This window comes from Streptomyces spiramenti (assembly GCF_012034385.1).
GTDB lineage: Bacteria > Actinomycetota > Actinomycetes > Streptomycetales > Streptomycetaceae > Streptomyces > Streptomyces spiramenti.
This window is the reverse complement of the sequence record NZ_JAAVJB010000243.1, coordinates 1-7,152: the sequence shown is the minus strand read 5'-3', so window position 1 is coordinate 7,152 and position 7,152 is coordinate 1. Positions and strand designations below refer to the sequence as shown.

The window sequence follows — 7,152 nt, the reverse complement described above, 5'->3', positions numbered from 1 at the left end:
CGCCACCGCCTGTGCGGGACGGGTCGACCGGCGCGCGGTGACGCGGCGCGCGGCGCTGCGCGTGGCGTTTGTGCGGGGTGGCCGACGGCGCGAGCGACGGCCCCCGGAGCGCCCCACCGTGCACCGAAGCGGTGCGACACGCCGCAGGACTGCGCCGCGCCGGACAAGAGCGTCCAGCGGCCCGCACCCCTACCGTGGGCAGGGAGCAGCCCCGCAGCATTCACTTACTCGGAAGGGCCGGTCCACGCGATGACCTCAGCGAACACCCCGAACGCGTTCTGGCTCGCCGGTCGGGAGGCGACCGGCGACCGGACACTCGACGTCACGTCTCCCTGGGACGGGCGCACCGTGGCACGCGTCAGCGTGCCGACCGCCGACCAGACGGAAGAGGCGGTCGCGGCGGCTGCCGCCGTCGCCCCCGAGTTCGCGGCGACCCCGGCCCACGTGAGGGCCGCCGCCCTCGACCACGTGGGCGCGCGCCTGACCGAACGGGCGGAGGAGGTCGCGCAGCTCATCTCCGCCGAGAACGGCAAACCACTGAAGTGGGCACGGGGCGAGGTGGGCCGCTGCCGTTCCGTCTTCCGCTGGGCGGCCGACGAGGCCCGCAGGTTCAACAGCGGCACGGCCCAGCGGCTGGACACGGACGCCGGGGGCGAGGGGCGTCTCGCGCTTACCCGCCGCGTGCCCCGCGGCGCCGTCCTGGGGATCGCGCCCTTCAACTTCCCGCTGAACCTGTGCGCCCACAAGGTGGCCCCGGCGATCGCCGTCGGTGCGCCCATCATCCTCAAGCCGGCACCGGCGACGCCGCTCTCCGCGCTCCTCCTCGGAGAGCTGCTGGCGGAGACGGACCTGCCGGCCGGGTCCTGGAGCGTCCTCACTGTCCCGAACGAGGAGATGCCGGCCCTGGTCCAGGACGAGCGGCTGCCGATCATCTCCTTCACGGGGTCCGCCGGGGTCGGCTGGTCCATTCTCGACAGCGTTCCCCGTAAGCGGGTCACGCTCGAACTCGGCGGCAACGGGGCGGCCGTCGTACTGGGCGACTACTCCACCGACGCGGACCTCGACCACGCCGCGCAGCGGATCGCCGCGTTCTCGAACTACCAGGGCGGACAGTCCTGCATCTCCGTGCAGCGCGCCGTGGTGGACGACTCCGTCTACGACCGCTTTCTGCCCCGGCTGATCGAGGCGGTGAACGCGCAGGTCACCGGCGACCCGACCGACCCGGCGACGGATGTGGGCCCCCTGGTCAGCGAGGACGCGGCCCGTCGCGTGGAGTCCTGGGTCGACGAGGCCGCCGCCGCGGGCGCGAAGATCCTGACCGGTGGAACGAGGGACGGCGCGAGCTACGCGCCCACGGTCCTGGAGAACGTCCCGGCGGACACGAACCTGGGCCGTGAGGAGGTCTTCGGGCCGGTGATGACCGTGATCAGGGCCGATGACGAGGACCACGCGTTCGCCATCGCCAACGACTCGGTCTACGGGCTGCAGGCGGGAGTCTTCACCCGTGACGTGCAGGCGGCCTTCCGCGCCCACCGTGCCCTGGAGGTGGGGGGCGTCATCATCGGGGACGTGCCGTCCTACCGGGCCGACCAGATGCCCTACGGCGGCGTCAAGCAGTCCGGCGTCGGGCGCGAGGGTGTCCAGTTCGCCATGGAGGACTACACCTACGAGCGCGTCATGGTCCTCACCGGCCTGGACCTGTAGCCGGTCGGCAGCCGCACGGCGCGCGCCGGCCCGCGCCGTGCGGCCCCGGGCCGCAGCCCCGCCCCCGCCCGGCCGGTGCTCGCGGGGCTGGCCCGAGCGCGGCCCCGGGCCGGGCCGGGTCTTGAGCCCGGACACAATGGGGGCATGACAGCATCCGCCGCGCCCGTCGCGGATCCGCACCTCCGTTTCGCCCCGCCCGCCGAGCACCCCCGTGACATCGTGATCCTCGGCTCCACCGGTTCCATCGGGACCCAGGCCGTCGACGTCGTCCTGCGGAATCCCGACCGGTTCCGGGTCACCGCGCTGTCGGCGGCCGGCGGCCGTGTCGGGTTGCTCGCCGAGCAGGCGCACCTTCTCCGTGTGACCACCGTCGGCGTGGCCGATCCGACGCGGGTCGCGGAGCTGCGGGCGGCGCTCCGCGAGCGGTACGGCGCGGCGGAGCCCCTTCCGGAGATCCTCGCCGGGCCCGACGCCGCGACCCAGGTCGCGGGGCTGCCCTGCCACACGGTGCTGAACGGCATCACCGGGTCCATCGGGCTCGCCCCGACGATCGCCGCCCTGTCGGCCGGCAGCGTGCTCGCGCTGGCCAACAAGGAATCGCTGATCGTGGGGGGCCCGCTGGTCACCGCCCTTGCGGCGCCCGGCCAGATCGTCCCGGTCGACTCCGAGCACTCGGCGCTGTTCCAGGCGCTGCTCGGCGGGGTGCGGCGTGAGGTGTCGCGGCTGGTGGTCACCGCCAGCGGGGGGCCCTTCCGGGGGCGGACCCGCGCGCAACTGGCGGAGGTCACGCCCGAGGAGGCGCTGGCCCACCCGACGTGGAGCATGGGGCCGGTCATCACGATCAACTCCGCGACCCTGGTCAACAAAGGGCTGGAGGTGATCGAGGCCCACCTGCTGTACGCGATTCCCTTCGAGCGCATCGAGGTCGTGGTGCACCCGCAGTCCTACGTGCACTCGATGGTCGAGTTCACCGACGGTTCGACGCTCGCCCAGGCGGGGCCCCCCGACATGCGCGGCCCCATCGCCCTCGGCATCGGCTGGCCGGAACGGGTTCCGGGCGCCGCCCCGTCGTGCGACTGGACGCGCGCCCACACCTGGGAGTTCTTCCCGCTCGACACCGACGCCTTCCCGGCGGTGCCCCTCGCCTGCCATGTGGGTAGTCTCGGCGGCGTCGCCCCTGCGGTCTACAACGCGGCGAACGAGGAGTGCGTCGCCGCGTTCCTCACCGGCGGGCTGCCGTTCACCGGCATTGTCGACACCGTCGCACGGGTCGTCTCGGAGCAGGGGGACGACGCGGCCGGAACTTCGCTGACCGTCGCGGACGTCCTGGAGGCGGAGACCCGTGCACGTCACCGTGCACGGGAACTGACCGGTACCGCCGGCACAGCGGGTGCCGTGAGCGGCGGCGCGTCGGGCGCCGTGCGCAAGGGCTAGAGGGAGACCCGTGACCACCTTGATGTTCATCCTCGGGATCGTCATCTTCGTTCTCGGGCTGCTCTTCTCGATCGCCTGGCACGAGTTGGGCCATCTCAGCACCGCGAAGATGTTCGGCATCCGCGTGCCGCAGTACATGGTCGGGTTCGGGCCGACGCTGTGGTCGCGCCGGAAGGGCGAGACCGAGTACGGGATCAAGGCGATCCCCCTGGGCGGGTACATCCGCATGATCGGGATGTTCCCCCCGGGCGACGACGGTCGGGTGCGGCAGCGCTCCACCTCGCCGTTCCGCGGCATGATCGAGGACGCCCGCGCGGCGGCCTACGAGGAGCTGCAGCCCGGGGACGAGAAGCGGCTCTTCTACACGCGCAAGCCGTGGAAGCGCATCATCGTCATGTTCGCCGGGCCCGCGATGAACCTCATCCTCGCGGTCTTCATCTTCCTCGGCGTGCTCATGGCCTTTGGTATCCCCACCTCGACGACGACCGTCGCCACCGTCCAGGAGTGCGTGGTCGCCCAGAGCGAGGAGCGCGACGAGTGCCGTTCGGGAGACCCCGAGGCGCCCGCCAACGCTGCCGGGATGCTCCCGGGGGACACCATCCTGGCGTTCAACGGCGAGCCGGTGACCGACTGGGGCACGCTCCAGCAGGACATCCGGGCGACCGTCGGCCCCGCGGACATCACCGTGGAGCGCGACGGCACACCGCTGGAGCTGCGGGTCGATCTCATCGAGAACCAGGTCGCCGAGCTCGACGACAACGGCGAGTGGGTCGAGGGCAACTACGTCACGACGGGCTTCCTCGGCATCTCCCCGGCCTCCGGGATCGTCAAGCAGGACTTCCCGGAAGCCGTGGACCGCATGGGCGACATCATGGTCACCGGCTTCGAGGCGTTGCTGGCGGTCCCGTCGAAGGTCCCCGGGTTGTGGGACGCGGCATGGGGCGTCGGCGAACGCGACCAGGACTCCCCGATGGGGGTCGTAGGGGCGGCGAGAGTCGGGGGCGAGATCTTCACGCTCGACATCCCCGCCAGCCAGCAGGTGGCGACGGCGCTCTTCCTCGTCGCGGGGTTCAACCTCTCACTCTTCCTCTTCAACATGCTGCCGCTGCTGCCGCTGGACGGCGGCCACATCGCGGGGGCCGGGTGGGAGTCCGCGCGCCGCAAGGGCGCCAAGCTGCTCCGCAGGCCCGATCCCGGCCCGTTCGATGTCGCACGGATGATGCCGGTCGCCTACGTCGTCGCCGCGGTGTTCATCTGTTTCACGCTGCTCGTACTCGCCGCGGATATCGTCACACCGGTCCGCTTGGCGGGCTAGCGCCGTCGGTGCCGTAGTCTCGTTGTCCGGAGCCCGGCCGAACCGGGGACCTAAGAGCCATACCGTGGGGTTGCACAGACCGATGACTGCCATTTCGCTCGGAATGCCGTCCGTACCGCTGAAGCTCGCCGAGCGCAGGGTCAGCCGCAAGCTGCAGGTCGGCACCGTCGCCGTCGGCGGTGACGCCCCGGTCTCCGTCCAGTCGATGACCACGACCCGCACCTCGGACATCGGTGCGACGCTGCAGCAGATCGCCGAACTGACGGCCTCCGGCTGCCAGATCGTGCGGGTGGCGTGCCCGACCCAGGACGACGCCGACGCCCTGCCGGTCATCGCGCGCAAGTCGCAGATTCCGGTCATCGCCGACATCCACTTCCAGCCGAAGTACGTCTTCGCGGCCATCGACGCCGGTTGCGCCGCGGTACGGGTCAACCCCGGCAACATCAAGCAGTTCGACGACCGTGTCAAGGACATCGCCAAGGCGGCCTCCGACGCCGGGACCCCCATCCGCATCGGCGTCAACGCCGGTTCGCTGGACCGTCGACTGCTCGCGAAGTACGGCAAGGCGACGCCCGAGGCGCTGGTGGAGTCGGCGCTCTGGGAGTGCTCCCTCTTCGAGGAGCACGGCTTCCGCGACATCAAGATCTCCGTCAAGCACAACGACCCCGTCGTCATGGTCAACGCCTACCGGCAGCTGGCCGCGCAGTGCGACTACCCGCTGCACCTCGGGGTCACCGAGGCCGGGCCCGCGTTCCAGGGGACCATCAAGTCGGCGGTCGCCTTCGGCGCGCTCCTCTCCGAGGGCATCGGCGACACCATCCGCGTCTCCCTCTCGGCTCCGCCGGTGGAGGAGATCAAGGTCGGCAACCAGATCCTGGAGTCCCTCGGCCTGCGGGAGCGCGGCCTGGAGATCGTCTCCTGCCCCTCGTGCGGGCGTGCGCAGGTCGACGTGTACAAGCTCGCCGAAGAGGTCACGGCCGGCCTCACCGGCATGGAGGTCCCGCTGCGGGTCGCGGTGATGGGGTGTGTCGTCAATGGCCCCGGCGAAGCGCGCGAGGCCGACCTCGGTGTCGCCTCCGGCAACGGCAAGGGGCAGATCTTCGTCAAGGGCGAGGTCATCAAGACCGTGCCCGAGTCCAAGATCGTGGAGACGCTGATCGAGGAGGCGATGAAGATCGCCGAGCAGATGGAGAAGGACGGCGTCACCTCCGGCGAGCCGCAGGTGGCCGTGGCCGGCTGACGTCGCCGATCGCCTGCCCGCACCGCCGTGAGACGGGCCGGGCAGGTGCCACGACCCCGCGGGGGCCGTAGGACAACAGTGTGGGGCGCGTTCCATCGGGAGCGCGCCCCACGCTATTGCGTGCGCTGCTCCCCACGCTCCGGGGCGCGTGGCCGCCGGCACCCGGCAGAGGCCCACCACCGGCACCCGTCCCAGCAGAACCCGCGCGGCGCTGGCGCCGGGAGCTCGCCCCGCCGGCTGGTCACGGCTCCGTGCCATCGCTGCTCCCGCGAGCGCGCGAGCCACCGACCCGCCCCATGCGATGCCCCGGAGCCGCCCGGTCACCGCCGTGCCCCTCCGAGACAGCGACGCACGCGCAGCCGCGACGCCGGATGGCCGGGCGACGACCCCCGGAGCGTCTGCACAGGTAAAGTGCCGTGCACGGCTTCGCGCCACGGCCCACCGTCCCCACCCTCGACCGGCAAGGCATCGACCCCGTGCTGACGACACCCGCCGTCCGTCTTCTGGACTCCCGCGAGCTCACCGCCGTCCTGGAGGTACTGGCTCGCGACCCCGTCGCGAACGCGTTCGTCACCGCCCGTGTACTGGACTCCCGCCTCGACCCGCGGCGACTGGGCGGCGAGATGTGGGGCTGGTACCACCAGGGGGAGCTCGCGGCGCTCTGCTTCGCCGGAGCCAACCTCGTCCCGGTGGGCGCGGGCCCCGCCGCGCTCCGCGCCTTCGCCGAGCGAGCCCTGGCACAGGGAAGGCGCTGCTCCTCGATCGTCGGCCCGGCGGACCAGGTCGAGGAGCTGTGGGGATACCTGGAGCGACCGTGGGGTCCGCCACGGCTCGTGCGGTCCTGGCAGCCGCTGATGGTCATCGACAGCCCGCCCGCCGGTGTCACCGCGGACCCCAGGGTCCGCCGGGTCCGTCGCGGTGAGATGGAGGTGGTGATGCCGGCCTGCGTCGCCATGTTCACCGAGGAGGTGGGCGTCTCGCCCCTCTCGGCCGTGGACGGCGGCCTTGCCTACCAGTCGCGCGTCGCGGAGACGGTGGGGGAGGGCCGCTGCTTCGCACGGATGGAGAACGGCAGAGTCGTGTTCAAGGCCGAGATCGGCGCCGTCACCCCGGCCGTGTGCCAGCTGCAGGGTGTCTGGACGGCTCCTGACCGTCGAGGCCGCGGTCTGGCCACGGCGGGACTGGCACAGGTCATCCGGCACGCGTTGGAGGAGGCCGCTCCGGTGGTCAGCCTGTACGTGAACGACTTCAACGAGCCGGCCCTCGCCACCTACCGGCGCCTCGGCTTCCGCGAGGTCGGGGCGTTGCGCAGCATCATGTTCTGAGAGCGCGCCCGCGGGTGGGTCCGCCGCGCGTCGGCCCCGGCGCGACTCGCACAGTGGTGCGCCGGGCGGCGGTGCCAGTGGTACTCGCACCGCCCGCCGGGCCGGGTGCACGGGGCGGCCCCGTGCACCCGGCC

At 72.1% G+C, this 7,152-nt stretch carries 5 protein-coding genes; all 5 read left to right on the top strand.

Features of this window, described 5'->3' with window-relative positions:
- Window positions 1-249: 249 nt before the first annotated feature.
- A complete protein-coding gene (locus tag HCJ92_RS20580; protein ID WP_167935108.1) occupies window positions 250-1,704 on the top strand; it encodes an aldehyde dehydrogenase family protein in 1,455 nt (484 codons plus the stop codon).
- 144 nt (window positions 1,705-1,848) lie between these two features.
- Window positions 1,849-3,138, top strand: a complete 1,290-nt coding sequence (gene dxr / locus HCJ92_RS20575; protein ID WP_167935107.1) for a 1-deoxy-D-xylulose-5-phosphate reductoisomerase — start codon at window positions 1,849-1,851, stop codon at window positions 3,136-3,138.
- A 10-nt stretch (window positions 3,139-3,148) separates the two neighbouring features.
- Window positions 3,149-4,453, top strand: coding sequence for a site-2 protease family protein (locus HCJ92_RS20570; RefSeq protein WP_167935106.1), 1,305 nt, complete (start codon window positions 3,149-3,151; stop codon window positions 4,451-4,453).
- Between the two features lie 82 nt (window positions 4,454-4,535).
- Complete coding sequence (gene ispG, locus HCJ92_RS20565; protein WP_167935105.1) at window positions 4,536-5,693, top strand: flavodoxin-dependent (E)-4-hydroxy-3-methylbut-2-enyl-diphosphate synthase; 1,158 nt, start codon at window positions 4,536-4,538, stop codon at window positions 5,691-5,693.
- A gap of 476 nt (window positions 5,694-6,169) precedes the next feature.
- A complete protein-coding gene (locus HCJ92_RS20560) occupies window positions 6,170-7,018 on the top strand; it encodes a GNAT family N-acetyltransferase (RefSeq protein ID WP_167935109.1) in 849 nt (282 codons plus the stop codon).
- The last annotated feature ends 134 nt before the right edge of the window (window positions 7,019-7,152 follow it).